Raw genomic sequence first — 25638 nt, 5'->3', positions numbered from 1 at the left:
TTCTATATGAAAAAAAAAACTATATATATAGACTTAAAATGAATTACTGACAATTGTGAAAAAATTGATTTTTTTCTTTTTTCAGCATATTCAAAAAAACATGTTCTTTCAAAATTTTTATATGATTTCTTTTTATACTTTTTTTTAATTTTGACCCAAAATTTTTTCCAACTACTATAAAATTAATTTTATTGTTGACAGTATTATATACTGTTCCACCTAAAAGTTCTACTATGTTTTTGGCTTCATTACGGGTCATACAAGATAATTTACCTGTAAATACAAAAGATTTTCCTTTAATACAAGAATATTTTATAATAGGAATAGGAATAGTACATTTCGAAATATGTAATCCATATTTGATAAGCATTTTAACGATGTATTGATGTTCCGTAATTGAAAAATAAGTAATGATACTTTTTGCAATTTTTTTTCCTATGCCATAAATAGAAATTAAATGATTATAATTTGCATGCATCAAAGAATTGATATCCAAAAAATTTTCTGTCAATTTTTTGGATATGTATTCTCCTACATGATGAATTCCTAAAGAAAATAAGACTCTATAATATGGATTTTCTTTAGATTTTTCTATATTATTCAAAATTCCACATGCCAATTTTTCTTTGATTCCTTCTATTTTAAGTAATTCTTCTTTTTTCAATTCATATAAATCATAAAAACTATATAAAAAACCTTTTTTGTATAGTTTATTTATCATTTTTCTTCCAATTTTTTTTATATTCATAACGCTTACAAAGTGTATGATTTGTTCTATTCTTTTAGAAGAACAATTTTGATTAGTACAATAAAATAATTCATTTTTTCTCATTAAAATGCTATTACATGATGGGCATTTTTTTAAAAAAAATACAGGAACAGTTTGATTTGGTCTTTTTTTTATGTTTATTTCTGTTACTTTTGGTATGATATTCCCTCCTTTTTCTAATAAAAGTCGATCTCCATAATGAATTCCCATTTTTTGTATAAAACTGTCATTATAAAGTGCGACTCTTTTTATTGTGGTTCCAGTAATTAAAACAGGAACTACATTGGCTACAGGAGTAATGATTCCTGTACGTCCTACTTGATACGTAATACTTAATAATTTTGTTTCATGCAATTCTTGTCGAAATTTATAGGCTATAGCCCAACGTGGGTATTTATTGGTAAATCCTAAAATAGATTGTTTTTGATATTCATTAACTTTAATCACGATTCCGTCCGTCTGATAAGGCAGTTTATTTTGACAGACTTCCCAAAAGTCTATAAAATGAAATACTTCTTTAATGTTTCTACAAAAGCGTGCGGGTTCCGGAATTTGAAATCCCCAATATTTTATATATTTTATAGCTTCATATTGTGTATCAAAAGGTAAATTATTTCCTACAACATGAAATGCTATACAAAATAAATCTCTTTTACGTACTTCTTGATGATCATGAATTTTTAGTGTTCCACTAGCCGTATTTCTTGGATTTGCATAAGGATTTTGTCCATTTTTGATCCGTTTTTTATTGATTTCTATAAAATTATTTATGGGAATAAAAATTTCTCCACGTATCTCAATATATGTAGGATAGTTATTTCCTCTTAATTTGAAAGGAACATATTTTATCGTTTTTATATTTCTTGTGACATCTTCTCCTTTTTCTCCATCACCGCGAGTTACCGCATTTGTTAAAAGTCCGTTTTGATAAATTAAATTAATAGATACTCCATCATATTTCGGTTCGCATACAAAAGATAAAGAATGAACATATTTGCTGATTTTTTTTTTCCAAATCATTAATTCTTTTTTAGAATAGGTGTTTTGAATAGAGTACATTTTATATCTATGATAAAAAGTGGATATCAAGTCTGTTTCATTAATTTTTGCTCCAATATTTATGGTAGGTGAAGTAGAATCCTGTAATTCAGGATTTTTTTTTTCTAAAAAAGATAATTCTTTTAATTTTTTATCAAAATGTAAATCTGATACTTCTGAAGTATCAGAATTATAATATTGATCATTATATTTTATCAATTCTTTTCTGAGTTTAGATATTTTTTTTTCAATTTTTTTATCCATATTGTTTTGATATTTATTATTTTTTTATTTTTTTCCGTAATAAACTGCACGAATCATTCTGAAAAATCCTTGAAAATCTTTTTTTATTTCTATATTTAAAAATCCTATTTTTTTTAAAAAATCAAGAATATCTAGATAAAGAAATTGGTTGATTTCAAAATACACATAAACGACTCCAGTCAATTTTCTTTTTATCCAAAAAGAAATTTTTTTATAAAAAATCAAAGGGTCCTCATCAGGAACAAATAAAGCTTGATAAGGTTCGTATTGAACAATATTTGGATGTAGGAGTTTTTTTTCAGATAGCTTGATATAAGGAGGATTACTGACGATAATATTAATATAGTTTTTTTTATTTGTAGGAATGAAAATGTCCTCTGTCAAGAGATCTACATTTTTGAATGTAATTTTTACATTATGTAATTTTGCATTTTCACTAGCTATATCAAGAGTTTTTTGATTATAGTCAAAGGCATGAACATGTGTAATTTCAGGTTTTTTTTTTTTTAAAGTAATACCAATACATCCACTTCCTGTTCCAATGTCAAATACTCGAATGGGATTATTGTGATTTGAGTTGTAACCGTGATTCTGTATAATCCAATATACAAGTTCTTCTGTTTCTGGTCTTGGAATAAAGACATTTTCATTGACTATGAATTTCATTCCAAAAAAATAAGCCTTACCAATTACATATTGTATGGGTCTATTTTTTTTTAATTCCCATAATTTTTTGATTAATTTATCGTAAGTGAAAAAATTGATTTTTTCTTTTCGATTTAATCGTAATAAAATAGTTGTTTTATCACATTTCAAAATGTGGGTCGTGAGTAAAAAAAAAATACTTTCTAACTCTTTAGGTTCTGGATATAAATCTTGAAGAGTATGTTGAAAGACACGGTAAAATTTGTAAAAAAAATATTCCATATAACGAAATTAAAATGATGTGAATTTCAAAAAAAAATACTTATTTTATGATTCATAATTTTTTCGTTTTATGTTAGATAATGATGATACCATTGTTGCCTTAGCAACACCTATTGGTTCTAGTGCTATTTCTGTTATTCGTATTTCTGGAGAAAATTCCATATCTATTGTTGAAAATATTTTTGTTTCTATTAAACCTGGTAAAAAACTGGAGAAACAGTCTACACATACTATTCATTTAGGGTCTCTTGTAGAAGAGAATAATAATTTATTAGATCAAGTTTTGATTTCTATTTTTAAATCTCCTTTTTCTTATACAGGAGAAAATATGATTGAGATTTCTTGTCATGGTTCCTATTATATTCAACAAAAAATTCTGCAATTGCTTATTAGAAAAGGAATACGGTTAGCTCGTCCTGGAGAATTTACATTTCGTGCTTTTATAAATCAAAAAGTAGATTTATCACAAGCTGAAGCTATAGCAGATTTAATTGTATCTGAAAACAAAATATGTCATGAAATATCTTTACAACAGATCAAAGGATCATTGTCTCAAACGATTAAGGATTTAAGAAAAAAATTATTAGATTTTGCATCTTTATTAGAATTAGAATTAGATTTTTCTGAAGAAAATGTAATCTTTGCTAAAAGATCAGAACTTTTTTCTTTTTTACAAGAATTAAAAGAAATTTTAAAAGATTTAATTGAATCTTTTTCATTAGGAAATGCTATAAAAAAAGGAATTTATGTGATTATTATTGGAGAGCCCAATGTGGGAAAATCTACTTTTTTTAATCAAGTGATTCAGGAAGATCGTTCTATTATATCCCATATAGAAGGAACAACTAGAGATTGTGTGGAAGGAGAAATCATTTTAAATGGAATTCTTTTTCATTTTTTAGATACGGCAGGAATTAGGGAAACTGAAGATCCTATAGAAACTATGGGAGTGGAAAAAACCATGGAGAGAATAGAAGAGGCTCAAGTCATATTATATATTTTTGATTCTTATAATCAAAAAAAACAAAAAATTATTAGTGATATTAAAGAAATTCACACAAAGTATCCACTAAAAAATATTTTTGTTATAGCAAATAAATCAGATATATCTCCTATTCATGATTTTGAAAATTTCAAGTCAGAGATTCCTTATTTTTTTGAAATTTCTGCAAAAAATTATAATGAAGTGAAAAGGGTTCTCAATGCTTTAAGTTCTTTATTTTTGGATAAGTTAAAAAAAAAAAAAATAGTGGTTACACAATACAGACATTATGAAGCTTTAAAGCTTTCATTAAGAGAATTATCATTAGCACATCATGCTTTTAATAAAGGATTATCAGTAGATTTAATATCAATATATATTAAAGAGTCATTACGGTATTTAGGAGAAATTACGGGAGAAATTACAAGTGAAGATATTCTAAAAAATATTTTTTCAAAATTTTGTATTGGAAAATAAATAAATCATGTCATCACATTCTGTAAGAGTTCGTTTCGCTCCTAGTCCTACAGGGCCACTTCATTTAGGTGGAATCAGAACAGCATTATATAATTATCTTTTTTCTAAAAAACATGGTGGGACATTTATTCTGAGAATAGAAGATACTGATCAGAAAAGATTCGTTGAAAATTCTGAATCATATATTTTGGAAACATTAAAATGGTGTCAGATCGAACCTGATGAAGGAGTAGGATATGGAGGACCTTATTCTCCTTATTATCAATCTCAAAGAATGGATATTTATCGTATGTATATCAATAAATTGTTAAAAAAAGGATATGTTTATTATGCTTTTGATACAGATCAAGATATTGATAAAAAAAGAAAAGAATATAGTAATCGTGATTTAACTTTTTCTTATAATTCTAGAAATAGAATGTATATGAATAATTCTTTAACTATGACGAAAGAACAATTACATGATAAATTGCAATCTGATTCTTATGTGATTCGATTTAAAATAGAACCTGGAGAAAAATTAAAAATATATGATATCATACGTGGCAATATAATAGTTGATACAGATCATTTAGACGATAAAATTTTATTAAAATCGGATGGATTAGCTACTTATCATTTAGCTCATACAATAGATGATCATTTAATGAAAATTACTCATGTGATCAGAGGAGAAGAATGGCTTCCGTCTACGTCTTTACATGTATTGTTATATAGAGCTTTAGGTTGGACCACTCCTAATTTTGCACATTTACCTTTAATTTTAAGAAATAATGGAAAAGGAAAAATCAGTAAAAGAAATACAAATAACTTAAATTTTCCTATATATCCTATACAATGGAAAATTCCAAAAACTCAAATTCTTATACCAGGATATAGGGAATTAGGTTATTTGCCTGAAGCATTTGTGAATATGTTAGCTTTATTAGGATGGAATCCTGGAGTTAAAAAAGAAATTTTTTCTTTACAAGAATTAATACATTTATTCTCTTTAGAAAAAATAAAAAAATCTGGTGTTTATTTTGATATCAAAAAGACGAATTGGTTTAATAAAAAACATTTAAAAAAAGAAGATATATTTGCATTTCTTTTTAGAGAAGTAAAAAAACGTTCTATTTTATACAAAAAAAAAGATTATTTATGGAAAGTCATTTATTTAACAATGGATAGAATTCATTTTATTCATGAAATATGGGAACATTCTTCTTATTTTTTTGTTTCTCCTAATTCTTATGAAGATAATTTTTTCAATAAAATTTGTCATGAAAATACAATTATTGAATTAGAAAATGCAAAAATATTGTTATATAATATAAATTCATTTAGTTCGGTTAATTTGACATGTTTTTTTCAAAAAAAAAAAAACAAACATAAAATTATGCAATTATTTCGTTTAGCTTTAGTGGGTTCTCTAAAAGGAATTGATATTTTTATAATTTTTGAAATGCTAGGAAAAGAAGAAAGTTTACTACGTATAGAGAAATTAATCAACAGAATAAAAGAAAAAATTTAGAATGTTTTTGAAAAAAGAATATAAAAATATAGATTTACATTTAAAAAAATTCAATGCTAAAACATTATGAAAATATTATCATAATAACTCCTATATTATCTGATGATCAAGCAAAAGATACTACAAATGAATATGAAAATTATATCATACAAAAAAAAGGAAAAATCATTCATCAGGAACATTGGGGATTAAAAAAACTAGCTTATTCTATTCGAAAAAAACAAAGCGGTTGTTATCACTTATTTGAATTTTTATTGAATTCTGATTCCATTTCTGATTTAGAATTAAAATTAAAACAAGATGAGCGTATTTTACGTTTTATAACTGTTAAATTAAATAAATATGGAATAGAATATGCTGAAAAAAGAAGAAAAAAATTATTGAAAAAAGATGAATAATTTAGAGGAATCACATAAAAAGATAAATACAAAACAAGTAGTAGATAATGAATTAAGATATTTATCTCCTATTAAAATAGAAACAAAAGTAGAAAAAAAATATTGTTTTTTTGAAAAAAGAAATATTAAATATATAGATTATAAAGATCCTACATTTTTAATCAAATTTCTGAATGCACAAGGTAAAATTTTACCACGTCGTATCACAGGGACTTTACAAAAAAATCAAAATAAATTAAATTCAGCTATCAAAAGATGTAGACAGATTGGACTTTTACCTTTTGTTACAGATGATTTAAGATAAAATGAAGATTATTCTAAAAAAAGACATAGAAAATTTAGGATTTCAATATGATGAATTAGATGTTAAACCTGGTTATGCTAGAAACTATCTCATTCCTAAAGGATATGCAATTTTAGCATTGCCTGGAACTATAAAAAATACTCATGAAATATTGAAACAACGTTCTAAAAAAGAAAATTTTTTAATTGAAAAACATAAAGAAATAGAAGATAAATTAAAAAAATTAACTATTAAAATACCAGTTAAAACAGGGAAAGGAGGAAAACTTTTTGGTTCAATTAATAATCAATACCTTATGAATGTTTTGAATCAAGAAGGAGTTTCCATAGATAAGAAACTCATTAGGATACCTGGAAATAAAGTAATTAAAACAATAGGAAAACATAAGGCAACTATACGATTACATAAAAATTTCGAATTTACATTCAATTTTGAAGTATTATCTTCTTCATCTTCACAAGAAGCTATTATATAATAAAAATAGATTTAGCATCACAATGATAATTGTAATGAACCAGGCTGATATTTTTAAAAAAGTTCCATTAACAAATGGTCCCATTTTTTCTGAATCTCCTGTAAAATGAACTAATGGAACTATTGCAAAACTTAGTTGTGCCGATAAAATGATTTGACTTATTATTAATAATTCAGTTGTGCCTTTTTCTCCATAAACAATAGATACAATCATGGCTGGAACAATAGCAATCAATCTCGTTATTAATCTTCTAATCCAAGGTTTGAGTTTTATATTCAGAAATCCTTCCATAACTATTTGTCCAGCTAAAGTTCCAGTTAATGTAGAATTTTGTCCTGATGCTAGTAAAGCTAATGCAAAAAAAACTCCAGCTAGGCTAGAACCTAATATAGGAGTTAGAAGTTTGTGTGCATCCATAATATCTGAAACTTTTGTATGTCCAAATTTATGAAAAGTGGCTGCAGATATAATTAATATCGCTGCATTGATAAAAAATGCTAAAGATAGAGATAAGGTACTGTCTATGGTGGCATATTTGATCGCCATTTTCTTCCCTTCAATAGTACGTGGATAATCTCTAGTTTGTATGATGCTTGAGTGAAGATACAGATTATGAGGCATTACCGTAGCTCCTAGTATTCCGATAGATATATAAAAAGAATGCGAATTTTTCATAATCTCAGTACTAGGGATAATTCCTTTTAATATGGAAAAAAATTCAGGTTTTGAATTAATAATTTCAAAACTAAAACAAATTAAAATTGTAAAAATTAAAGTTGCTACTACACTTTCAATGTATCTAAAACCTTTATGTTGAAAAAACAAAATAATTAAAACATCTATAACTGTAATTAATACTCCCCATGTCATGGGAATGCCAAAAAGCAATTTTAAGGCTAGTACTGAACCGATAATTTCCGCTAAATCACAAGCTGAAATAGCTATTTCGCATAATATCCATAAAATGAAACTAATAAAGGGTGGGTAATGATCTCTACAAGCTTGTGCTAAGTCTCTCTCACAAACAATTCCTAATTTTAAAGCTAAATGTTGCAAAATCATGGCAAAAAAATTGGATATAAAAATCACAGATAGAAGCATATAACCAAATTGAGCCCCTCCAGCAATATCTGTCGCCCAATTTCCTGGATCCATATATCCTACAGAAATTAATAATCCTGGACCAGTAAAAGCAAAAAGTTTTTTCCATATCCCTTTCTGTTTTGGAACAGAAACGGAAGAAAAAACTTCCGAAAGAGAAGGGTGCTTGTTTTCATTCCTCCATCCTATAGAAGATTTTTTCTTTTGCATAATGAAATAGTAGAATCCGAAAACACAAAGTTATAAAGTTAACCGTTTTAATCTTTTTTGATCATTTCAATTGTGAATAATTGATCTATATTGTATAAATAAATTATAATAATTTTTTATATTTGCATCAAATTTATCCGCCTTTTTTTTGTTTTCATGAAAAAAATAGCGATACAAGGAGTTAAGGGATGTTTTCATCATGCAGCTGTTTCTAGATATTTTGAAGGATGTAATTATAAATTGATGGAGTGTTCTTCTTTTAGAGAATTGGCTATTTCCGTAGCAAAATCAAATGTAGATATAGGGGTTATGGCTATAGAAAATAGCATAGCAGGAACAATACTGACCAATTATAGTCTTTTATCTGAATATAATTTAAAAATAGTGGGAGAAATATATATGCCTATAAAGCATAATCTTATGGCTTATCCCGGACAAAATATAGAAGATATTAAGGAAATATATTCTCACCCTATGGCTATTTTACAATGTGAATTATTCATAGATGCTCATCCTAACATCAAGATATCAGAATATTCTGATACGGCCGCTGCTGCTAAATATATTTCTATATGCAAAAAAAAAGGCTTAGCTGCAATAGCGTCCGAAAATGCGGCTAGAGAATATGGTTTGGAAATCATTTACAAAAATATACAAACTATTACAAGTAATTTTACTAGATTTTTTATTATTAAAAATTGTTGCAAAAAAGGACAAAAAGAAAATAATTATTTTGACAAAGCTTCATTAATATTCAAAATATTGCATACTACTGGTAGTTTATCTCAGATATTGAGTCTGATATCTAGTCTTGGAATTAACATGACGAAAATACAATCCATTCCTATTATACAAATACCTTGGGAATATTCATTTTATGTGGATATCATATTCAACAATATAAAAGATTATGAAAATATGAAACAACAAATACAAAAAATTCCCTGTCTTCATCAGTTATATATTATGGGAGAATATCAAAATGGGAGAATAGAATAAGAACCTAATGATTGTAGCAGCAAAAAGAACGAATCAAATATCGGAATATTTTTTTTCAGAAAAAATGAAGGAAATTTATCATTTTGAAAAAAATGGGATCAAAATCATTAATTTAGGAATTGGAAATCCTGATCTGATTCCTCCATCTGGGGTTATACATAAAATGAAAAAAGCATCAGAATTAAAGCATGCGAATACTTATCAAAAGTATATTGGAATAGAAGCACTACGAAATGCTATTTCTAATTGGTATAAAAAAGTATATCGAGTAAATGTGGATCCTAAAAATGAAATTTTACCATTAATGGGTTCTAAGGAAGGAATTATGCTTATAAGTATGTCTTATTTAGATAAAGGGGATGAGGTATTAATTCCCGATCCTGGATATCCTCCTTATTCTTCTGTATCAAAACTTTTAGATGCAAAAATTGTTTATTATAATCTTTGTGAAAATGAAAACTGGATTCCTGTATTGAAAAATTTATCTAAGGCAAAAATAATGTGGATTAATTATCCTCACATGCCTACTGGTGCAACAATTCCTTTTGAAAAATTAGAAGAAATTGTTTTTTTTTCTAAAAAAAATCATGTGTTGCTCGTTCATGATAATCCTTATAGTTTTATCTTGAATGAAGAACGTCCTTTAAGTATTTTTAATGTGAAAGGAGCTAAAGATGTAGCTTTGGAATTAAATTCTTTAAGTAAAAGTTACAATATGCCTGGATGGCGTGTTGGAATGATAATAGGAAAAAAGGAGTTTATTCATAATATTTTGAAAATAAAAAGTCAAATGGATTCTGGTATGTATTACCCCATACAAATTGGAGCTATAGAAGCCTTGAATCATGATTCAAAATGGTTTGAAAAACTGAATATAGAATATATTAAACGAAGAAAAATTATATGGGAAATATGTGATTATTTAAATTTAAAGTATACAATCAAAAGTTCTGGAATATTTGTTTGGGCAAAAATTACAGATACAAACAAAAATGATCATATATGGTCCGATAAGTTTCTCAAAACTTATCACATATTTGTGACACCTGGTAGAGTATTTGGTAATAATGGAAAAGGATATGTCAGGTTTTCTATGTGCTGTCCAATAAAAATTTTAGAACAGGCAAAAAATCGAATCTTTTCATGAATATTGGAATAATAGGATTAGGATTAATTGGAGGATCCATTGGTTTAAGATTGAGAAAATCAAATTTTGGAGATAAATTTATAGGGACAGATTCAAATCAAGAAAATGCTTCATATGCTGTAAGACTTGGAATTGTAGACGAGATAATTCCTTTGCAAGATCTCGTGATGCAATCTTCCGTAATTGTTTTATCTATTCCCGTAGATGGAATAAAAAAAATACTTCCAATTATTCTGAATCAAATTAATACAAATACCGTAATTTTAGATACGGGATCTACAAAATATGATATTTGTAATCAAATACATTCTCATCCTAAAAGAAATCGTTTCGTAGCGACACATCCGATTGCAGGAATTGAAAATTCTGGACCTGTTTCAGCTTATTCTAATTTATTTCATAAAAAAAAATGTATTATTTGTGATTCTGAATTGAGTGCTCCAGATGCTATGGATGTCGTTACAAAAATCTATTCTATTCTGAAAATGCGTATAATTTATATGACCTCTAAAGAACATGATTTAGATATTGCTTACATTTCTCATTTACCTCATGTGATTTCTTTTACTTTAGCTAGTACAGTTTTAAAAAAATTTAAAAATAAAGAAAAAATTTTCAATAATATGATGGGAAGTGGATTAAATTCAACTACACGATTGGCAAAAAGTCAGCCAGAAACATGGTTACCTATTTTTATTTCTAATAAAAAAAATTTAATTCAAGCTATAGATTTTTATATTGATGATTTAAATAAATTTCGTAATCATTTAATAAACAAAGAATTTCATGATATAAATCAGTATATGAAAAAAGCAAATGATATTAAAAATAAAAAATATGTGTAAATTAAATGTATTGTGATGGAAAAATTGAATAATAGTATAGATAGATCTTGGATTGATAAGTGGGATCAACCTTTTATTATATCTGGTCCTTGTAGTGCAGAAAGTGAGAAACAAATATTAGAAACAGCAAATAGATTGAATTCTTCTAGTGTTCAAGTATTTAGAGCTGGTATTTGGAAACCTAGAACAAAACCCAATAATTTTGAGGGAGTTGGAAAAAAAGGACTTGAATGGCTTCATAAGGTTAAAAAAAATACGGGATTAATGGTAGCTACAGAAATAGCGAATGCAGAACATGTGAGATTGGCCATTTCTTTTGGAATAGATGTTCTTTGGATAGGAGCTAGAAGCACGGCTAGTCCTTTTACGATTCAAGAAATAGCGGATGCTCTGGAAGGAGAAAATAATAAAATTGTTTTAGTCAAAAACCCTATTCATCCTGATATAGAATTATGGATAGGAGCTTTAGAACGTTTGTTGGGGAAAGGGATTCAAAAATTAGGAGTCATACATCGTGGTTTTTATACCTACAAGAATTCAAAATATCGGAACCAGCCGAATTGGAATCTTTTATTAAATTTTAGAAGCCTTCTTCCTAGAATACCGATTATATGTGATCCATCACATATTTGTGGAAATAAAGAAGGGATTTTTGATATAGCAAAAGCTGCTTATCATTTTCAATATGAAGGATTAATGATAGAAAGTCATTGTGATCCATCTCATGCTTTGAGCGATGCTCAACAACAAATCACACCAGAAAATCTTTTGAAGATGTTAAAAAAATTAACATCTATCGAAAAATTTGATCAAAAAAGTAAAAGATATTTAGATTCTTTTAGGATTTTAATTGATGAATTGGATGAAAATATTATTACACTTTTAGCAGAAAGAATGAATATTTCAAAAAAATTAGGATCTTTGAAAAAATCTTCAGACATTGCTGTTATTCAACCTAGCAGATGGGAAAAAATTATGAAAAAATCTCTTTTTTTTGGGAAAAGTTTAGGTCTTACTGAAGAATTCCTTGAAGGAATTTTTGAACTTTTGCATCAAGAATCTATTAAAATTCAGAATCAAATCAGGTAATTTATTATAAAATACTTCGTAGTCCTCAAAATGGCTTATTTATTTACCAGTGAATCTGTTTCAGAAGGTCATCCTGATAAAATTTCAGATCAAATATCTGATTCTATATTAGATCATTTTTTAGCATCTGATTCAGATGCAAAAGTAGCTATAGAAACTTTGGTTACTACGGGACAAATTATATTAGCTGGAGAAGTCAGGTCTAATACCTGGGTAAATGTTCAAAAAATAGCTCGTGATATTCTTAGAAAGATAGGGTACACTAAAAATGAATATAGATTCAATGCAGATTCTTGTGGAGTTATTTCTTCGATTCAAGAACAATCTTTAGATTTGTTAGAGGGAATTCAACGATCAAAAAAAGAAGAACAAGGTTCTGGAGACCAATGCCTTGTTTTTGGTTATGCTGTAAAAGAAACGGAAAATTATATGCCTATGTCATTAGAAATTTCACATCTTATATTAAGAGAACTCTCTTATATTCGAAATGAAGGAGAAAGAATGACATATTTACGTCCAGATGCAAAATCTCAAGTTACTTTAGAATATTCTGATACAAATGTTCCGGTGCATATTCACGCTATTATCATATCAACTCAACATGATGAATTTGATACGAAAGAAAAAATGCATCAACGCATAGTTCATGATGTTAAAAATATTCTTATACCAAGAGTCATGAACAATAAAAATGCAAAAAAATTATTTACGGATAGAACAAAATATTACATAAATTCAACAGGTAAATTTGTCACTGGAGGACCTCATGGGGATACTGGTCTGACCGGAAGAAAGATTATAGTCGATACTTATGGAGGAAGAGGGGCTCATGGAGGAGGGGCTTTTTCTGGAAAAGATCCATCTAAAATGGACAGATCTGGAGCCTACGCTGCTAGACATATAGCTAAAAATTTAGTAGCAGCAGGAATTTCTGATGAGTTATTAATACAAATATCTTACGCGGCAGGTATTGCAGAACCCATAGGAATTTTTGTAAACACCTATGGTAAATCAAAAATAGATAATGAAAATATTGCATCTAATATAAATAAAATTTTTGATTTACGTCCTTATGCTATAGAAAAAAGATTAAAATTACGTCAACCAATGTATGAAGAAACTTCTGTATATGGACATATGGGAAGAACTCCAAAAAAAGTCTATAAGTCTTTCTTAGATATAGAAGGATATCAAAAAGAACAAGAAGTAGAACTTTTCACATGGGAAAAATTGGACTATTTATCCGTTATAAAGGAAATATTTAATATTTAAAAAAATAGGTATTTTTAGTTAAATATTTTGACTATGTCTTACAATCTATTGAAAGGAAAAAAAGGAATTATATTTGGAGCCTTTGACGAAAATTCTATTGCTTGGAAGGTAGCTGAACGTGCTTATGAAGAAAAAGCATCTTTTGTATTAACCAATACACCAGCCTCTTTAAGAATAGGTAAAATTTATGAATTATCTCATAAAACGGAATCTATGGTGGTTTCAGCCGATGCCACTTCCATATCAGATCTTAATATTTTATTTGAAAAAACATTAAATCATTTTGGAGGAAAAATAGATTTTTTATTGCATTCCATAGCTATGTCTATGAATATCCGAAAGGGTTTAACTTATCCCTCTATAAATTATGAATTTTTAAGAAAAGGATGGGAAATATCTGCTGTATCTTATCATAAAATTATGCAGACAGCTTGGAATAAAAAAGCGATGAATAAATGGGGTTCTATTGTAGCTATAACATATATTGCTTCTCGACGAAGTTTTCCAGATTATGTAGATATGTCGGATTACAAATCCTATTTAGAAAGTATTACACGTAATTTTGGATACCATTGGGGAATCAAAGAAAAGGTAAGGGTGAATACGGTATCACAATCTCCTAGTATCACACGAGCTGCAAAAGCTATCAAAGGATTTGATCAACTTTTAACATTTTCTGAAAAAATATCTCCGTTAGGAAACGCTTCTACACAAGATTGCGCTAATTATATAATTACACTTTTTTCAGATTTAACAAGAAAAGTAACCATGCAAAATTTATATCATGATGGAGGTTTTTCTCATACTGGAATTATTGAAGCTATGATTTCATAAAAATAATACCTACATAACTAACTTATATAATATGAAAAGAATTATAGCTCCATCTTTATTTTCCGCAAATTTAGCTTTCTTATATCGTGATATAGAAATGCTGAATCAAAGTGAAGCAGATTGGTTTCATATTGACATAATGGATTCTTCTTTTGTTTCTAATATTTCTTTTGGATTTTTGTTCACTAAATATATAAAAAAATATACACATAAGCCAATGGATGTACATTTAATGATATTACAACCAGAACGATATATTGAACAGTTGAAAGCTTGTGGAGCCAACCATTTACATATTCATTATGAAGCTTGCATTCATTTAAACAGAACAATTTCTTATGTTAAAGAAAATGGAATGAAGGTAGGTGTAGCTGTGAATCCACATACTCCAGTTTTTCTTTTACAAGACATCATTAATGATATAGATTTTGTTTTATTGATGAGTGTTAATCCTGGTTACAGTGGACAAAAATTTATTCATCAAACATATCAAAAATTAGAAGATACTAAAGATTTAATTTTAAAAAAAGATTCTTCTGCTTTAATAGAAGTAGATGGAGGAATTAATTTAGAAAATTCTTCTTTATTGTTCAAAAATGGAGCAGATATATTAGTATCAGGAACTACTATTTTTTCTAATTCTAACCCAAAAGAAATTATTCATAGAATGAAATTAGAAAATGAAACATTATTATGATTTCTAAACAAACTATAAAAAAAATACTTTCTCTTTCTTGCATTGAAGATGTGATTGGTGATTTTATCAAATTAAAAAAAAGTGGATCGAATTACAGAGGGCTAAGTCCTTTTTCTAATGAAAAAACACCTTCTTTTATCGTTTCTCCTACAAAAAAAATATGGAAAGATTTTAGTTCTGGAAAAGGAGGAAATATTATCACTTTTATTATGGAACATGAACATTTAACTTATGAGGAATCATTGCGTTTTCTTGCCAAGAAATATGATATCAATATTGATCATATAGATCAAGATAACGATTATAATAAACATAAAAATCAAGAAAAAGAAGAATATGAAAAATTGTATTTAATACAAGATTATGCAAAACGTTTTTTTATTAATCAATTACATGAAACCAAAGAAGGACAAGAAAACGGATTAAATTATTTAATTAAAAAAAGAGGTTTTGATATAGAAATCATTCAAAAATTTGAATTAGGATATGCACCTATTTATTTGAATAGACTCACGTATACAGCATTAAAAAAAGGATTTAAAATACAGGATATCAAAAAATCTGGATTTACTGTTGTTAAAAAATCTAATTATTTTTTTGATTGTTTTCGTAAACGTGTGATGTTTCCAATACATAATTTATCAGGAAAAGTGATAGGTTTTGGGGGAAGAAATATTGATTCTAAATATTCCGCTAAATATATCAATTCATCAGAAAGTAATATTTTTATAAAAAGTAAAATTTTATATGGCTTGTTTCAAGCTAAAAAAAACATGATTCAAGAAAATTTTTGTTATTTAGTGGAAGGATATACAGATGTTATTTCTTTACATCAATCTGGTATTAAAAATGTAGTTTCTTCTTCTGGTATTTCACTCACCGTAGATCAAATTTTATTGATCAAAAAATTTACAAAAAATGTTGTTCTTTTTTATGATGGAGATCGTTCTGGAATTAAAGCTTCTTTAAGAGGAATTAATATGATGCTGGAACAAGAAGTAAATGTCCGCATATTATTGATTTCTAATGGAGAAGATCCAGATTTTCTATCAAGAAAATATTCTTTTTCTGAACTCAGAAATTTTCTATCAAAAAATAGTTATAATTTTGTTTCATTTAAACAAAAAATATATGAAAAGTTCTATAAAAATGATCCCATAAAAAAATCATTTTTAATAATGAATATTTTGAATAGTATTTCAAAAATATCCAATGTAATTCAAAAGGAATTATACTTACAAGAAGCTTCAAAAGTACTAAACATTCGTCAACAAATTTTGATTTATGAATTGAACAGAATAAACGAAAAAAATGCACATAAATTAAAAGAAAATCCAACGTTTTTTTCAAAAAAAAAAAATACTATTCTTGTTGTTGAAGAAGAATTGATTCAATTGATTTTAAATCATGGAAATCAAATTATAAAAAAAAAAGAACAAAATACAACGGTTTTAGAAGAAGTCTTGCACTTTTTTAAGTGCTGGAACTTACGTTTTTCTTTGAATAAAAATCAAGAAATATTTGATCAAATTTGTTTAAAAAATAAAAAAACAGATTTATCAAAATTTTTTGATAAAAAAAACACAAAATTTTATTCATTATCCAAATGGGATAGAAAAGGAATACAGGTTTCCTCTAAAGAGGATCATCTGAATCAATATATTAGTGATATTTTATTGAGGTATAAATCTTTATATATTTATAAATTAATTCAAAAAGAAATTATACATTATAAAAATTCTCTTGAAAAAGATGAGAATAGAAAATCTTGTATCAAAAAAATTATGCATTTAACAAATATAAAAAATGAACTTCATAAAAAATTACATAGATTTGTGTAATGATTTTTTTCTTTTTTTAAGTTTTGGTAAATTCGTGCATATAAAAACGATAAAAACGAAAAGAAAAAATGAATACATTAATTTCAAAAAAAGCGCCTAATTTTACGTCTAGTGCGGTTTTAAATGGAAAAGATATTGTACAAAGTTTTACTTTAGAGCAATTTAAAGGAAGTAAATATGTTTTACTTTTCTTTTATCCAAAAGATTTTACTTTTGTATGTCCCACAGAAATATATGCATTTCAAGAAAAAATTCAGGATTTTGAAATGAGAAATGTACAAGTTATTGCTGTATCTACGGATACAGAACAATCTCATTGGGCTTGGTTGCAGATGCCAAAAGAAAAAGGTGGAATACATGGAGTAACTTATCCTATTGTATCTGATATCAATAAGACCATATCTCATAACTATGGAGTGTTGTCTGGGAATTGGATTTGCAATCATGAAGAATTGAAAGCTACTGGAGAACTGATAGCTTATAGAGGATTATTTTTAATAGATAAAGAAGGGATAATCAGACATCTTTTAATTAACGATTTTCCTTTGGGAAGAAATGTGCATGAAGCGATCCGTATGATAGATGCACTTCAATATTATGAAAAAAGTGGAGAAGTATGTCCCGCTAATTGGAAAAAAGGAAAAAGAGCTATAAAAGCTAGTCATAGTGGAATTGAAGATTATTTTTCATCTTAGATTTATTCAGAATATCCTTGACTTTCAATTCAAAAAAAATAAAAAATGTTCAAAAAAAAAGTAGCATTTTATACCATGGGATGTAAACTCAATTATGCTGAGACTTCTACGATAGCAAGAAAGTTTTCTCCTTTATATTATAAACATGTTACTTTTAATAGTTATGCAGATATTTATGTAATCAATAGTTGTTCTGTAACAAAAAATGCAGAAATTGAATTTGAACATATTGTACGTTCTGCTATAAATAAAAATTCAAAAGCTATTATTGTAGCAATAGGATGTTATGCTCAACTGAATCCTAAAAAAGTGTCTTCCATTATTGGAGTAGATCTCGTTTTAGGCTATGAAGAAAAATTTAAAATTATAGATTATATTAATAAAAAAAAATGGTTTTTGAATAAAAAATATTATGCAAAGATTATTTCAAAAAAAACTTATTTTCCATCGTTTTCCGTTGGAGATAGAACTCGTTCTTTTTTAAAAATACAAGATGGATGTGATTATAAATGTAGTTATTGTGTCATTCCTATGTCAAGAGGCCCCTCTCGTTCTGATAGAATAGAAAATATATTGCAAAATATTAGATTTCTTTTTCATAAAGGAGTTAAAGAGATCGTGTTAACAGGTGTTAACATAGGAGATTATGGAAAAAATATATACGGATATAATAGACAATTATATACATTTTTTGATTTAATACAAGCTATAGATGAAATACAAGAAAAAGGAAGAATACGTTTATCCTCTATAGAGCCTAATTTATTGAGAAATGAATGTATTAAATTTTTGTCTAAAAGCAAACATTTTGTTCCTCATTTTCATATTCCTTTACAATCCGGAAGCAATGATACATTGGAAAAAATGCATAGACGTTACAAACGAGAACTTTATCAAGAAAAAGTAAAACAAATTCGATATTTAATGCCAGATGCTTATATAGGTTCAGATATTATTGTTGGCTTTCCTGGAGAAACACATAAACATTTTTTGGAAACTTATCATTTTTTGAACAAATTAGAAATTTCATCTTTACACATATTTACTTATTCTAATAGACCAAATACAAAGTCCAGTACAATGGATCAAAATGTATCGAGAAAGATACAATGTAAACGAAATCAAATTTTTAGAGTTCTTTCAAACAAAAAATATCGTTCTTTTTGCAGTAGACAAATTTATACTAAAAAAACCGTATTATTCGAAAAAAATTCTCACAATAAAAAATATTTATATGGATATACAGAAAATTATATTCGAACTAAAATGTTATTAAATTCATGCAATTCTTCATCATATGAGAATACATTACAAGATGTATTAATCACAAAAATAGATCAAGATGGAATAATGGTAGCCGAACCATTAAATTTAGTTAAAAATCCAATTAATCCGGCATGTTTATAAATTCTACATCAAAAATTTCTTGAAAAGATTTTTTGACCATACATTTTACTTTTTGTAAAGATATATCATCTTTTTTCAATTCTTTTTTTAAAGAAGTCACTTCTTGATTATAAATTCCACAAGGAATAATATGATTAAAATACTGTAAATCTGTATTTACATTTAAAGCAAATCCATGCATAGTGACCCAGCGACTCATTCTAATTCCTATTGCACATATTTTCCTTGATTTTCCGTTTTTTCCATTATTAAACCAAACTCCCGTTCTTCCTTTTTTTCGTTCTCCCTTGATTGCATAATTTTTACATAAAAAGTGAATCATTACTTCTTCTAAAAGACGAAGGTATTTATGAATATCAGTAAAAAAATAATCCATATTTAAAATAGGATACCCAATCAACTGACCAGGACCATGGTAGGTGATATCGCCCCCTCTATCTGTTTGATAAAAAGAAACATCTATTTTTTTTAAAAAATCAGACGAAACCAACAAATGTTGATTTTTGTGACCATTTTTTCCTATAGTATATACATGAGGGTGCTCTACAAAGAGAAAATATCCTGCTTTTTTATCCGATATATTATTTACTTTTTTTTGTATGATTTCATCAAATAATTTTTTTTGATACATCCAAGTTTCTTGGAACTCTTTTTTTCCTAAATCTTCAAAAAAAAGTATTTTTTTTTTCATAGTTTTTGAAAAATTTATATAAACAAATGTACCTTAGTTTTATTCAATTCGTTCGTTTCGTATGGTCAACATCCACACAATCCACACAAACACAAATTAGTATATGACTTATTTATCAGAACAACAAATTATACGAAGAAAAAAACTAGATCAACTTAAATTATTGGGAATCAATCCTTATCCTTCAGAAGAATATGTTGTCACCACTACCATTTGTAATATACAAAAAAATTTTACGGAAAACAGAACTGAAACTATAAGTATAGCTGGACGGTTAATGCGTTTGCGTATTTTAGGAAAAGCTTCTTTTGGAGAGATTAAAGATCATACAGGCAGTATGCAAATATATTTGAATCAGGATCATTTATCTTCTGATCAAATAAAAAAAGAGGATGTTTACAATATTTTTTTAAAAAAACTTATAGATATAGGAGATATTATTGGAATCAAAGGGTTTTTATTTAAAACAAAAATGAATGAAATGACCATCCATGTTCATAAATTAACTTTATTATCCAAATCTATACGTCCCTTGCCACAAGTAAAAGTGGATAAAAACAAAAAAATATATGATGCTTTTTCTAATACAGAACAACGTTATCGTATGCGTTATGTGGATCTTATTGTCAATAATTATGTAAAAGAAATTTTTTTAAAACGTACTCGTATCATTAAAAAAATAAGAAATTTTTTGGATGATCAAGAATATCTAGAAGTAGATACTCCAATTTTACAATCCATACCTGGAGGAGCTATAGCTCGTCCTTTTGAAACATTTCACAATACACTGGGGATTCCATTATATTTACGTATAGCTAATGAACTTTATTTGAAAAGATTAATCATTGGTGGATTTAACGGTGTATATGAATTTTCAAAAAATTTTAGAAACGAGGGGATGGATCGTCTTCATAATCCAGAATTTACTGTATTGGAACTTTATGTAGCTTATAAAGATTATTACTGGATGATGGATTTTACAGAAAAATTTATGAAATGGATCTGTAATAAATTTCAAGAAAATAACCATATTAGTTTTCAAACTCCTTTTCCTCGTATTCCTATATTGGATTCTATTAAAAAATATACAGGATTTGATATCAAAAAAATGGAAAAGGAAGAATTAAGAAAAGTTTGTCAAAAATTGCATATAGAAGAGAATGTAAAAATGAGTAAAGCTAAATTAATTGAAAACATTTTTGAAGAAAAATGCAAAAATCATTACACAAACCCAACTTTTATTATTGATTATCCTTTGGAAATGAGCCCATTAACTAAAAAACACCGTGATAAAGAAAATTTATCAGAACGTTTTGAACTCATTATAAATGGGCAAGAAATAGCGAATGCTTATTCAGAACTTAATGATCCTATAGATCAATTGTCTCGTTTACGAGAACAAATGAAATTATCTGAAAGGAACATGAAAGACGAATCTATATCAATTGACCAAGATTTTATACGTGCTTTAGAATTTGGCATGCCTCCTAGTGCAGGCATTGGAATTGGAATCGATCGTTTAGTAATGTTACTTACTGAAACAAAATCGATTCAAGAAGTTTTACTTTTTCCGCAAATGCGTCCAGAAAAGAAAAAGTAAAAAAAAAATAAATTACTTATTTTCCAATCCTAATACTTTTAATCCATTTATTGTAGAAATTTTTACCAAATGATCGATATCATAATAATGACAAGCTTCTAACATTACTCGTAATTCTATCCATAGATTTCCATCAGAAAAAGGTTTGTATATATCACAAATATTATCTGTTCCAAAAGCTACTATAATTCCTTCAGGAACCATTTCATCCACTGGCGTGATAGAATTATGGCTAGGAGTTAAACGCTCACTTCTGGTATGATCAATCCAAGCAATGGGACAAGATATTACCATTAAATTTGCTTTTCTCATTAAATGGTATATTTTATAACGATAATCTCTAGTATGTGCGGCTAAAGAAATGCTATGTATAGCTACTACTTTTCCTTGCATCCCATGTTCAATCGTTTTTTTTGCTAATTTTTCAGTCTCTTTTTCTTCTCTAGTATTCAACTGATCCACATGTACATGCACAATTTTTCCTTTTTTTTTAGCTGTTTGTAATAAAATATCTAAATGTTCATCTTCTTTTCCATAATCTGTAGCGGGTAATCCACCAATAATATCTACAAATTCTATTGATTGATCAAACCAATATTTTGATTTTGTATTCAAAACACCTTTCAGAACTTGATTAGCAAAACAAATATGAATTAAATTTCCGTAATTATTTTTCAATTTTTTAGCGGCTTTCAAAGCACGATTTTCAATAATTTCATCTACATCAATAAAAGAACATAAAGCTTGTGTTCCTTGCATTAAAAAATATTCTAAAGCTTTTTCCATACGGATATAAATATCCTCTTCTGTAGCTAAACGTTTCATTTCATCAACTAGATACCATTTTTTTTGAAGGGGGGAATAAGAATATTGAAAATTTTTTTTTGTTAGAGTATAAGCTCTGTCCAAATGAGCATGAGCATTTACCCATCCACCTTTTTTTTTCACTTTTTCTATAAAAATTTTTTTAGGATTCATTTTAAATCTGTTTCTATTTATTAATGTTAAATATTGGAAATCCAAACAACTTTCTTAGTTATAAAAAATGGTTCTTCAAAATAATGATTTAAAGGATATTCTATTGCATGAGGAAATTCTTTTAATTCATCATAAAGATTTCCTCCTTTTAGATATAAAGCTCCATTTTTAATTTTATAATTGGACTTGTGTTTAAATTTATCTTTTATCCAATTGTGAATGATATTTATTTTGTTAACAGCTCGAGTGACCACAAAATCAAATTTATTTTCTAATTTCTCTGCACGAATACAAATAGTACATACATTTTCTAGATGAAGATTATATATGATTTTTTCTATAATTTTGATTTTTTTTCTAATAGAATCTACTAATATAAATTTTGTATTAGGAAAAATTATGGATAAGGGAATTCCAGGAAATCCTCCTCCTGTTCCTAAATCCATGACACATGATCCTGGATAAAAAGAAAATACTTTAGCTATTCCTAAACAAAAAAGGACGTGTTGCTGATAAAAATCGAAAAATGTTTTTCTAGAGACTAAATTCACATATGTATTCCAATACGCATATAAATTTTTTAAATCAGACAATTTATAAAATTGTTGATCCAATAAATTAGGAAAATATTTTTTAATTAATTCCATATTAATGAATAAATAAACTTATAATCAAATTTATTTAGATTTGTAATCATTCCAAATAAATATTTATGATATGACAAATAGATTATCTCATCGTTTACAGAATATATCTTATTCACAAACTATAGCTATGTCATCTAAAGCCAGAGAATTAAAAAATAAAGGTTATGATATTATCAATTTAAGTTTAGGAGAACCCGATTTTTTACCTCCAAATTTTGTTTTATCCGCTGCAAAAAAAGCTATAGATGAAGGTTATCATTATTATACTCCTGTATCCGGATACTTAAAACTTAAAAAAGTAATATGCGAAAAATTTTACCGTGATAATCATTTGAAATACAACCCTTCTCAAATTGTAGTTTCTACCGGTGCAAAACAATCTATAATGAATGTTCTTTTATCTTTGTTAAATAAAGATGATGAAGTTATTATTCCCGCCCCTTATTGGGTTAGTTATTTACAAATGGTTAAATTTTGTGAATCTTCTCCTGTTATTGTTCCAACAATTATGAAAAATGATTTTAAGATTCATCCAGATCAATTAGAAAAAGCTATTACATCTAAAACAAAATTATTTATATTCAGTACTCCTTGTAATCCTACAGGAAGTGTTTATTCTTATGAAGAACTAAAAGATTTAGCCGAAGTTTTTAAAAAACATCCAAAAGTCATGATTCTTTCTGATGAGATTTATGAACATATTTGTTACTCAGAAAAACATACTAGTATTGCTATATTTCCAGATATTCATCATCAAGTTATTACAGTTAATGGTTTATCTAAAGCTTTTTCTATGACAGGTTGGAGAATTGGATATATTGGATCTGCAGAATGGGTTGCTCAATCTTGTGATAAAATACAAGGTCAGATGACCTCATGTGCAAATTCTATCGCGCAGATAGCTGCCATTTCTGCATTATCTGCTCATCCAAATCAAATTGAGTATATGATTAAGGAATTTGAAAAAAGAAAAAATTTAGTTTTAGATATGATTCAGGAAATTGATGGATTACAAATTTGTAAACCAAATGGAGCTTTTTATGTTTTTCCAAAAATTTCAAATTTTTTTGGAAAAAAATTACATGGAAAAATGATTCAAAATTCAGATGAATTTTCTGAATTTTTACTTGAAAAAGCTCAAGTTGCTACCGTTAGTGGGAGCGCTTTTGGCGATAATGAATGTTTACGAATTTCTTACGCAACATCATACGAAAAAATTACAGAAGCCTTGACAAGAATAAAAAAAGTATTAAGATAAAAAAGATTTGGGTGGACGACCGGATTCGAACCGGCGACCCTCAGAACCACAATCTGATGCTCTAAACCTACTGAGCTACGTCCACCAATAACAATGACAAAGATAATTAATTCTGTAAACAAAAACTTTCTATAATTTTTTTACAATAAGAAAATAAATCACTATATATCCATTTGATGATAGATGTTTTTTCTTGAATAGGATATAAAAGATGAACATTAGCGCCTGCATCTAGTGTAAAATAAATATTTTTTTTGCTCTGTTTTCTAAAATTCCATACTGTCTGAATCACATTCAGAGTATTTGGTTTCATCCATAAAAAATAGGGACGAGAAGTCATAATCATAGCATGAAGAGTCAAAGCTTCATGTTCTATTAATTCTCCAAATTCTTGGAAATCTCCTATTTTTAATATAGATATAAGCCGATTCATATTTTGATTTGCACATTTAAATCTTTCTCTAGCATAAGGATGATTATTCATTAATTGATGTCCTTTTGTACTCAATATTTTTTTTGGTTCATCATCTATAATTAAAATCGTATCTTCTATTTTTGTAAAAATGGAATGAACTTCATATGGATATGGAATAGCATAAAGATTATTACTTCCTTTTATGGATTTATGACACCCCCAAACAACCAGTCCAGGATAAATAGATCTGCAAGCACTACCAGAACCTAATCTAGCTAAAAAAGAAGCTTTTTTGAAAAAAAAATCTTCTTTTAAGGAAGAGACTAATTTTTTTTCTATTTTCATAATACATAAAGCTAAAGCACTCATGGAAGAAGCAGAAGAAGCTATTCCACTACTATGTGGAAAAGTATTATAAGTTTCTATAATGAAATTATAATATTGTAAATAGGAACAATAAAATGAAATTCTATGAAAAAATTCTAAAATCTTTGGAAGAAAACTCGTTTTTTCTTTTCCTGAAAAAAATATTTTTATAGATAAATTACTTTTTTTCTTTTCTTTATAAATTAGTCGTGTTACCGTATATATTCCTCCTAAAGAATAACTAATAGATGAATTCAACGGTATTTGAATTTTATTATTATGTTTTCCCCAGTATTTAATTAAAGCAATATTGGAATGACTTTTACAGGTAACTACTCCGTTAGGTTCTATAGAATATTTTTTTTTCCTATAAAAAAACAATTTTTTTTAAAAATTTAA

General features: G+C 27.1%; 24 protein-coding genes and 1 tRNA gene. 17 read left to right on the top strand and 8 right to left on the bottom strand.

Annotation, left to right across the window (positions count from 1 at the left end):
- Positions 1-43: 43 nt before the first annotated feature.
- On the bottom strand, positions 44-2071 hold the full coding sequence (ligA, locus tag H0H55_RS01535; RefSeq protein WP_185861021.1) for an NAD-dependent DNA ligase LigA: 2028 nt from the start codon (positions 2069-2071) through the stop codon (positions 44-46).
- Positions 2072-2095: 24 nt separating this feature from the next.
- Positions 2096-2998 carry a peptide chain release factor N(5)-glutamine methyltransferase gene (prmC, locus tag H0H55_RS01530; protein WP_185861020.1) on the bottom strand — a complete coding sequence of 301 codons (903 nt, stop codon included), beginning with the start codon at positions 2996-2998 and terminating at the stop codon, positions 2096-2098.
- A gap of 70 nt (positions 2999-3068) precedes the next feature.
- Here prmC and mnmE point away from each other — a divergent pair, with 70 nt between their 5' ends.
- Genes mnmE through rplI form a run of 5 tightly spaced genes read left to right on the top strand, consistent with a single transcriptional unit; the run spans position 3069 to position 7147 of the window.
- Positions 3069-4457: a tRNA uridine-5-carboxymethylaminomethyl(34) synthesis GTPase MnmE gene (gene mnmE, locus H0H55_RS01525; RefSeq protein WP_185861019.1), complete on the top strand. Its 1389-nt coding sequence runs from the start codon at positions 3069-3071 to the stop codon at positions 4455-4457.
- Positions 4458-4464: 7 nt separating this feature from the next.
- The gene (gltX, locus tag H0H55_RS01520; RefSeq protein ID WP_185861543.1) at positions 4465-5970 is read left to right on the top strand and encodes a glutamate--tRNA ligase; all 1506 of its coding nucleotides are present in this window, start codon (positions 4465-4467) and stop codon (positions 5968-5970) included.
- Between the two features lie 53 nt (positions 5971-6023).
- Positions 6024-6368 (top strand): 30S ribosomal protein S6, encoded by a 345-nt coding sequence (gene rpsF / locus H0H55_RS01515; RefSeq protein ID WP_185861542.1) that lies wholly within the window; start codon positions 6024-6026, stop codon positions 6366-6368.
- Positions 6361-6672 carry a 30S ribosomal protein S18 gene (gene rpsR, locus H0H55_RS01510; RefSeq protein WP_185861541.1) on the top strand — a complete coding sequence of 104 codons (312 nt, stop codon included), beginning with the start codon at positions 6361-6363 and terminating at the stop codon, positions 6670-6672. Before rpsF ends, rpsR begins: the two co-directional genes overlap by 8 nt.
- Before the next feature lies 1 nt (position 6673).
- Positions 6674-7147, top strand: coding sequence for a 50S ribosomal protein L9 (gene rplI, locus H0H55_RS01505; RefSeq protein ID WP_185861540.1), 474 nt, complete (start codon positions 6674-6676; stop codon positions 7145-7147).
- Here the strand turns inward: rplI and H0H55_RS01500 are convergent.
- Positions 7127-8458: an Nramp family divalent metal transporter gene (locus H0H55_RS01500; RefSeq protein WP_185861539.1), complete on the bottom strand. Its 1332-nt coding sequence runs from the start codon at positions 8456-8458 to the stop codon at positions 7127-7129. The genes rplI and H0H55_RS01500 overlap by 21 nt on opposite strands.
- 156 nt (positions 8459-8614) lie before the next feature.
- Between H0H55_RS01500 and H0H55_RS01495 the strand changes: the two genes are divergently transcribed.
- From H0H55_RS01495 to mtaB, 10 genes are all read left to right on the top strand, one after another.
- The gene (locus tag H0H55_RS01495; RefSeq protein ID WP_185861538.1) at positions 8615-9457 is read left to right on the top strand and encodes a prephenate dehydratase; all 843 of its coding nucleotides are present in this window, start codon (positions 8615-8617) and stop codon (positions 9455-9457) included.
- 7 nt (positions 9458-9464) lie between these two features.
- Positions 9465-10604, top strand: coding sequence for a pyridoxal phosphate-dependent aminotransferase (locus tag H0H55_RS01490; RefSeq protein ID WP_185861537.1), 1140 nt, complete (start codon positions 9465-9467; stop codon positions 10602-10604).
- The gene (locus tag H0H55_RS01485; protein WP_185861536.1) at positions 10601-11449 is read left to right on the top strand and encodes a prephenate dehydrogenase; all 849 of its coding nucleotides are present in this window, start codon (positions 10601-10603) and stop codon (positions 11447-11449) included. The genes H0H55_RS01490 and H0H55_RS01485 overlap by 4 nt, the downstream gene beginning before the upstream one ends.
- Positions 11450-11464: 15 nt before the next feature.
- On the top strand, positions 11465-12538 hold the full coding sequence (locus H0H55_RS01480) for a bifunctional 3-deoxy-7-phosphoheptulonate synthase/chorismate mutase type II (protein ID WP_185861535.1): 1074 nt from the start codon (positions 11465-11467) through the stop codon (positions 12536-12538).
- Positions 12539-12568: 30 nt separating this feature from the next.
- Positions 12569-13810, top strand: coding sequence for a methionine adenosyltransferase (gene metK, locus H0H55_RS01475; protein WP_185861534.1), 1242 nt, complete (start codon positions 12569-12571; stop codon positions 13808-13810).
- A gap of 33 nt (positions 13811-13843) precedes the next feature.
- On the top strand, positions 13844-14644 hold the full coding sequence (locus tag H0H55_RS01470) for an enoyl-ACP reductase FabI (protein WP_185861533.1): 801 nt from the start codon (positions 13844-13846) through the stop codon (positions 14642-14644).
- Between the two features lie 31 nt (positions 14645-14675).
- Positions 14676-15341 carry a ribulose-phosphate 3-epimerase gene (rpe, locus tag H0H55_RS01465; protein ID WP_185861532.1) on the top strand — a complete coding sequence of 222 codons (666 nt, stop codon included), beginning with the start codon at positions 14676-14678 and terminating at the stop codon, positions 15339-15341.
- Positions 15338-17182 (top strand): DNA primase, encoded by a 1845-nt coding sequence (dnaG, locus tag H0H55_RS01460; RefSeq protein WP_185861531.1) that lies wholly within the window; start codon positions 15338-15340, stop codon positions 17180-17182. The genes rpe and dnaG overlap by 4 nt, the downstream gene beginning before the upstream one ends.
- 68 nt (positions 17183-17250) lie before the next feature.
- Complete coding sequence (locus H0H55_RS01455) at positions 17251-17877, top strand: peroxiredoxin (protein ID WP_185861530.1); 627 nt, start codon at positions 17251-17253, stop codon at positions 17875-17877.
- 45 nt (positions 17878-17922) lie between these two features.
- Entirely contained in the window at positions 17923-19284 is a 1362-nt protein-coding gene (gene mtaB, locus H0H55_RS01450) for a tRNA (N(6)-L-threonylcarbamoyladenosine(37)-C(2))-methylthiotransferase MtaB (RefSeq protein WP_185861529.1), read from the top strand.
- Here mtaB and lipB read toward each other — a convergent pair.
- Entirely contained in the window at positions 19265-19975 is a 711-nt protein-coding gene (gene lipB, locus H0H55_RS01445) for a lipoyl(octanoyl) transferase LipB (protein WP_185861528.1), read from the bottom strand. The two genes, mtaB and lipB, sit on opposite strands and share 20 nt — an antisense overlap.
- Positions 19976-20078: 103 nt before the next feature.
- On the opposite strand from lipB, the gene lysS reads away from it, so the two are divergent.
- On the top strand, positions 20079-21575 hold the full coding sequence (gene lysS / locus H0H55_RS01440) for a lysine--tRNA ligase (RefSeq protein ID WP_185861527.1): 1497 nt from the start codon (positions 20079-20081) through the stop codon (positions 21573-21575).
- Between the two features lie 12 nt (positions 21576-21587).
- Here the strand turns inward: lysS and H0H55_RS01435 are convergent, their stop codons facing one another.
- Together H0H55_RS01435 and rsmG are read right to left on the bottom strand one after the other, a co-directional pair.
- Positions 21588-22553: an amidohydrolase family protein gene (locus H0H55_RS01435; protein ID WP_185861526.1), complete on the bottom strand. Its 966-nt coding sequence runs from the start codon at positions 22551-22553 to the stop codon at positions 21588-21590.
- Between the two features lie 26 nt (positions 22554-22579).
- Positions 22580-23200: a 16S rRNA (guanine(527)-N(7))-methyltransferase RsmG gene (gene rsmG / locus H0H55_RS01430; RefSeq protein ID WP_185861525.1), complete on the bottom strand. Its 621-nt coding sequence runs from the start codon at positions 23198-23200 to the stop codon at positions 22580-22582.
- Between the two features lie 70 nt (positions 23201-23270).
- On the opposite strand from rsmG, the gene H0H55_RS01425 reads away from it, so the two are divergent.
- The gene (locus tag H0H55_RS01425) at positions 23271-24458 is read left to right on the top strand and encodes a pyridoxal phosphate-dependent aminotransferase (RefSeq protein WP_185861524.1); all 1188 of its coding nucleotides are present in this window, start codon (positions 23271-23273) and stop codon (positions 24456-24458) included.
- 10 nt (positions 24459-24468) lie between these two features.
- Here the strand turns inward: H0H55_RS01425 and H0H55_RS01420 are convergent.
- Positions 24469-24543, bottom strand: a tRNA-His gene (locus H0H55_RS01420).
- Between the two features lie 21 nt (positions 24544-24564).
- Positions 24565-25620 (bottom strand): diphosphomevalonate/mevalonate 3,5-bisphosphate decarboxylase family protein, encoded by a 1056-nt coding sequence (locus H0H55_RS01415; RefSeq protein ID WP_185861523.1) that lies wholly within the window; start codon positions 25618-25620, stop codon positions 24565-24567.
- Between the last annotated feature and the right edge of the window lie 18 nt (positions 25621-25638).

The organism is Blattabacterium cuenoti (genome assembly GCF_014251795.1).
GTDB lineage: Bacteria > Bacteroidota > Bacteroidia > Flavobacteriales > Blattabacteriaceae > Blattabacterium > Blattabacterium cuenoti_AB.
Note: the sequence above shows the minus strand (reverse complement) of the source record. Positions and strands in the feature narration are given on the sequence as shown.

Bases quoted from the DNA above. Each gene is read 5' to 3' on its own strand.
- H0H55_RS01495 (WP_185861538.1), top strand. From the start codon at position 8,615: ATGAAAAAAATAGCGATACAAGGAGTTAAGGGATGTTTTCATCATGCA.
- rplI (WP_185861540.1), top strand. From the start codon at position 6,674: ATGAAGATTATTCTAAAAAAAGACATAGAAAATTTAGGATTTCAATAT.
- rpsF (WP_185861542.1), top strand. From the start codon at position 6,024: ATGCTAAAACATTATGAAAATATTATCATAATAACTCCTATATTATCT.
- H0H55_RS01485 (WP_185861536.1), top strand. From the start codon at position 10,601: ATGAATATTGGAATAATAGGATTAGGATTAATTGGAGGATCCATTGGT.
- lysS (WP_185861527.1), top strand. From the start codon at position 20,079: ATGACTTATTTATCAGAACAACAAATTATACGAAGAAAAAAACTAGAT.
- prmC (WP_185861020.1), bottom strand. From the start codon at position 2,998: ATGGAATATTTTTTTTACAAATTTTACCGTGTCTTTCAACATACTCTT.
- H0H55_RS01480 (WP_185861535.1), top strand. From the start codon at position 11,465: ATGGAAAAATTGAATAATAGTATAGATAGATCTTGGATTGATAAGTGG.
- dnaG (WP_185861531.1), top strand. From the start codon at position 15,338: ATGATTTCTAAACAAACTATAAAAAAAATACTTTCTCTTTCTTGCATT.
- rpsR (WP_185861541.1), top strand. From the start codon at position 6,361: ATGAATAATTTAGAGGAATCACATAAAAAGATAAATACAAAACAAGTA.
- H0H55_RS01500 (WP_185861539.1), bottom strand. From the start codon at position 8,458: ATGCAAAAGAAAAAATCTTCTATAGGATGGAGGAATGAAAACAAGCAC.
- H0H55_RS01435 (WP_185861526.1), bottom strand. From the start codon at position 22,553: ATGAATCCTAAAAAAATTTTTATAGAAAAAGTGAAAAAAAAAGGTGGA.
- mnmE (WP_185861019.1), top strand. From the start codon at position 3,069: ATGTTAGATAATGATGATACCATTGTTGCCTTAGCAACACCTATTGGT.
- rpe (WP_185861532.1), top strand. From the start codon at position 14,676: ATGAAAAGAATTATAGCTCCATCTTTATTTTCCGCAAATTTAGCTTTC.
- ligA (WP_185861021.1), bottom strand. From the start codon at position 2,071: ATGGATAAAAAAATTGAAAAAAAAATATCTAAACTCAGAAAAGAATTG.
- gltX (WP_185861543.1), top strand. From the start codon at position 4,465: ATGTCATCACATTCTGTAAGAGTTCGTTTCGCTCCTAGTCCTACAGGG.
- metK (WP_185861534.1), top strand. From the start codon at position 12,569: ATGGCTTATTTATTTACCAGTGAATCTGTTTCAGAAGGTCATCCTGAT.
- H0H55_RS01470 (WP_185861533.1), top strand. From the start codon at position 13,844: ATGTCTTACAATCTATTGAAAGGAAAAAAAGGAATTATATTTGGAGCC.
- H0H55_RS01455 (WP_185861530.1), top strand. From the start codon at position 17,251: ATGAATACATTAATTTCAAAAAAAGCGCCTAATTTTACGTCTAGTGCG.
- H0H55_RS01425 (WP_185861524.1), top strand. From the start codon at position 23,271: ATGACAAATAGATTATCTCATCGTTTACAGAATATATCTTATTCACAA.
- lipB (WP_185861528.1), bottom strand. From the start codon at position 19,975: ATGAAAAAAAAAATACTTTTTTTTGAAGATTTAGGAAAAAAAGAGTTC.
- H0H55_RS01490 (WP_185861537.1), top strand. From the start codon at position 9,465: ATGATTGTAGCAGCAAAAAGAACGAATCAAATATCGGAATATTTTTTT.
- rsmG (WP_185861525.1), bottom strand. From the start codon at position 23,200: ATGGAATTAATTAAAAAATATTTTCCTAATTTATTGGATCAACAATTT.
- mtaB (WP_185861529.1), top strand. From the start codon at position 17,923: ATGTTCAAAAAAAAAGTAGCATTTTATACCATGGGATGTAAACTCAAT.